This window comes from Desertibacillus haloalkaliphilus (assembly GCF_019039105.1).
In the GTDB taxonomy this organism is placed as follows: Bacteria; Bacillota; Bacilli; order Bacillales; family KJ1-10-99; genus Desertibacillus; species Desertibacillus haloalkaliphilus.
The window spans coordinates 1-362 of record NZ_JAHPIV010000414.1 but is presented as its reverse complement, the minus strand read 5'-3'; the positions used below and the strand labels follow the sequence as shown (position 1 = coordinate 362).

Here is a 362-nt window from a genome sequence, read left to right as displayed (position 1 = left end):
CATCTATTCTCTCGCTTAGATGTTGTATTACACTCCTGCATAGGATAAAAATCCTCCATCAACCGGGACAGTAATCCCTGTAATAAATCCTGACATATTTTCATCTGACAACCAAATTAATGTGCCAAGTAAATCTTCAGGTGTTCCAAACCTTTGCATCGGAGTATGAGCTAATATTTTGTGAGAGCGCTCTGTTAAGGAGCCATCTTCATTCGTCAACAATCTTTTATTTTGTTGTGTAAGGAAAAATCCAGGTGCAATTGAATTGACTCTAATCCCAACTTCAGCCATATGTACCGCTAACCATTGTGTGAAATTATCAATACCTGCCTTTGCCGCACTATATGCTGGCACCTTTGTCA

General features: G+C 39.2%; 1 protein-coding gene. It reads right to left on the bottom strand.

Annotated features, from left to right (window positions below; translation table 11 throughout):
* Positions 1-27: 27 nt before the first annotated feature.
* A partial coding sequence (locus KH400_RS22565; RefSeq protein WP_217228455.1) for an SDR family oxidoreductase occupies positions 28-362 on the bottom strand: 335 nt, incomplete at its 5' end.